General features: G+C 70.8%; 4 protein-coding genes. 2 read left to right on the top strand and 2 right to left on the bottom strand.

All coding sequences use genetic code 11. The annotated features are described in order from the left end of the window. Together I5G_RS13875 and ilvA are read left to right on the top strand one after the other, a co-directional pair. The coding region (locus I5G_RS13875) for an AI-2E family transporter (RefSeq protein WP_022879598.1) at positions 1 to 519 on the top strand (519 nt) is incomplete at its 5' end. Continuing rightward, a complete protein-coding gene (gene ilvA, locus I5G_RS13870) occupies positions 516 to 1,745 on the top strand; it encodes a threonine ammonia-lyase (protein ID WP_022879597.1) in 1,230 nt (409 codons plus the stop codon). The genes I5G_RS13875 and ilvA, both read left to right, overlap by 4 nt. 75 nt (positions 1,746 to 1,820) lie before the next feature. Here ilvA and greA read toward each other — a convergent pair whose 3' ends face one another. Together greA and I5G_RS13860 are read right to left on the bottom strand one after the other, a co-directional pair. Further along, positions 1,821 to 2,312 carry a transcription elongation factor GreA gene (gene greA, locus I5G_RS13865; protein ID WP_022879596.1) on the bottom strand — a complete coding sequence of 164 codons (492 nt, stop codon included), beginning with the start codon at positions 2,310 to 2,312 and terminating at the stop codon, positions 1,821 to 1,823. Positions 2,313 to 2,424: 112 nt separating this feature from the next. Further along, positions 2,425 to 2,739, bottom strand: a 315-nt coding sequence (locus I5G_RS13860) for a DUF4307 domain-containing protein (protein ID WP_022879595.1), incomplete at its 5' end; no start/stop codon positions are given.

Below are 2,739 nucleotides of genomic sequence, written 5' to 3'. Positions count from 1 at the left end.
CGCGCCGGATGGCGGACCGTCATCACCTACGCGCGCAAGCAGCTCTTCGTCGCGACGATCGACGCCGTCGGCATCGGCCTCGGCGCGTTCCTGCTCGGAGTGCCGCTGGCCATCCCGATCGGCGTCCTCGTGTTCCTCGGCGCCTTCATCCCCTTCGTGGGGGCCGTGGTCACCGGAGCGCTCGCGGTCTTCATCGCGCTGGTCTACAACGGGCCGCTCATCGCGCTGTTCATGCTCATCGTGGTGCTCGGCGTCCAGCAGCTCGAGAGCCACGTGCTGCAGCCCATCCTCATGGGCTCGGCCGTGAAGGTGCACCCCCTCGCGGTGGTGCTGGTCGTCGCCGGGGGCGCCATGATCGGCGGCATCCCCGGTGCGCTGTTCGCGGTGCCGCTCGCCGCGTTCGTCAACGTCGTCTCGGTGTACCTCAGCAGCCACGCGTGGCGGGACGGCGGTTCCTCCGTCGAGTCCGCCGACCTCATCTGGCAGACCGTGCCCCGCGACCGCGGAAGGAGATCATGAACGACACGCCCACCCTGGCCGAGTTCGAGGATGCCGCGCAGACCCTGCGCGGCATCATCACGCGGACCCCGCTCGACGAGTCGCAGCACCTCAGCGAACTGCTCGGCGTGCCGGTGCACCTCAAGCTCGAGAACCTGCAGCGCACCGGTTCGTTCAAGATCCGCGGTGCGACGTACCGCCTCTCCCGTCTCACGGCGGAGGAGCGGGCGCGCGGTGTCGTCGCCGCGTCCGCGGGGAACCACGCGCAGGGCGTGGCTCTCGCAGCGCAGCAGCTGGGGATCTCGGCCACGATCTTCATGCCGCTGGGCGTGCCGGTGCCCAAGCTCCTCGCGACGCGCGGCTACGGCGCCGAGGTGATCCTGGAGGGCGCGACCGTCGAGACGCCACTGCGCCTCGCGGCCGAGTTCGCCGAGCGCACCGGCGCGGTGCTGATCCCGCCGTTCGACCACCGCGACATCATCGTCGGCCAGGGCACGCTCGGGCTCGAACTCGTCGAGGACCTCCCCGACCTCGACACGATCATCGTCGGCATCGGCGGGGGCGGGCTGGCGGCCGGTGTGGCCGCCGCCGTCAAGGCGCGCGCGGCTGCCGAGGGCCGCGACGTGCACATCATCGGCGTGCAGGCCGAGAACTCCGCCGCCTACCCGACGTCCCTCGCGGCGGGATACCCCATCCAGGTGCCCACGACCCCGACGATCGCCGACGGCATCGCCGTCGCCCGCCCGGGCGACCTGCCGTTCGAGCTCATCCGCCAGTACGTCGACGAGGTCGTGACCGTCACCGAGGACGACATCGCCCGCGCGCTCCTCGTGCTGCTCGAGCGCGCCAAGCAGGTCGTCGAGCCCGCGGGGGCGGTCGGCGTCGCCGCGATCCTGGCCGGCAAGGTCCGGGCCGCGGGGACGACGGTCACGATCCTCTCCGGCGGCAACATCGATCCGCTGCTGCTGCAGCGCGTCGTGGCCCACGGGCTCTCGGCATCCGGTCGCTACATGTCCCTGCGGATCCCGCTTCCGGACCGTCCGGGTCAGCTCGCGCGCGTGTCGGACCTGCTCGCGCAGGTCGGCGCGAACGTCATCGAGGTGCTGCACACGCGGCACGGGCAGGGCCTGCAGATCAGCGAGGTCATCCTGCAGCTGAGCGTCGAGACGCGCGGGGCCGAGCATCGCGCCCTCGTCATCCGCACGCTCGAGGAGGCCGGCTTCACCGCCACCGTCATCTCGGACTGAGGCGCACGCGACGCCCCCCGGAAACGCCGAGAGCCGCTCACCCCGACCGGGGGAGCGGCTCTCGACGTTTCCGGGTCACTGACCCGAGTACGTCTCGACCTTCACGATCTCGACGGCGATCTGCTTGCCGTTGGGCGTGGTGTACGAGCCGCTGTCGCCCTCCTTGAGGCCGAGGATCGCGGCGCCGAGCGGGGACGCCTCGCTGTAGACGTCGAGCTCGGAGTCGGCGGCGATCTCGCGGTTGCCGAGGAGGAACTTCTCCTCGCCGCCGGCGATGATCGCGGTCACGACGGTGCCCGACTCGACGACGCCCGTGCTCTCGGGTGCTTCGCCGACCTTGGCGTTCTTGAGCAGCGCCTGCAGGGTGCGGATGCGGGCCTCCTGCTTGCCCTGCTCGTCCTTCGCGGCGTGGTAGCCGCCGTTCTCCTTGAGGTCGCCTTCTTCGCGGGCGATCTCGATGCGCTTGGCGATCTCTTCGCGGCCCGTGGTGGAGAGGTGCTCGAGCTCGTGGGCGAGCCGGTCGTAGGCATCCTGGGTGAGGAACGTCACCTGAGCGTCGCTGGACACGGTGGTCTCCTTCGTCGATCCGGCCGACGGGAGGGGCGACGAAAGCGCGGTCCCGCCGGGACATATGTCGAACGCCCCGGCTTCGAGCCGGGGCGCGTCTAGGAAATCGACACTACGGCACCCAGCAGGAGTTGACAAAACCCGTGGTCGCCAGCGCAACGGTCGGGATCTCCTCCGAGAACGCCTGGGTGTGATCCTGGGATGCCGGGTACTCCACGATGCGCCACCCGACGGTCCCGTGGTCCTCGTCCTGGGCCTCGAGGGCGCACGCGACGGGCTTCCCGGCGGGGGCCGAGATCTGGAACGAGATCGTCACGCGCTCGGCATCCGCCACCGTGAACCCGGTGTCGGTCGTCGAGACCGACCCGAGGGTGTTGGACACGGTGATCCACCCCAGCGCGACCGTCAGCCCGACGGCCACGACCCC

Source organism: Microbacterium sp. B19, from assembly GCF_000333395.1.
GTDB lineage: Bacteria > Actinomycetota > Actinomycetes > Actinomycetales > Microbacteriaceae > Microbacterium.
Note: the sequence above shows the minus strand (reverse complement) of the source record. Positions and strands in the feature narration are given on the sequence as shown.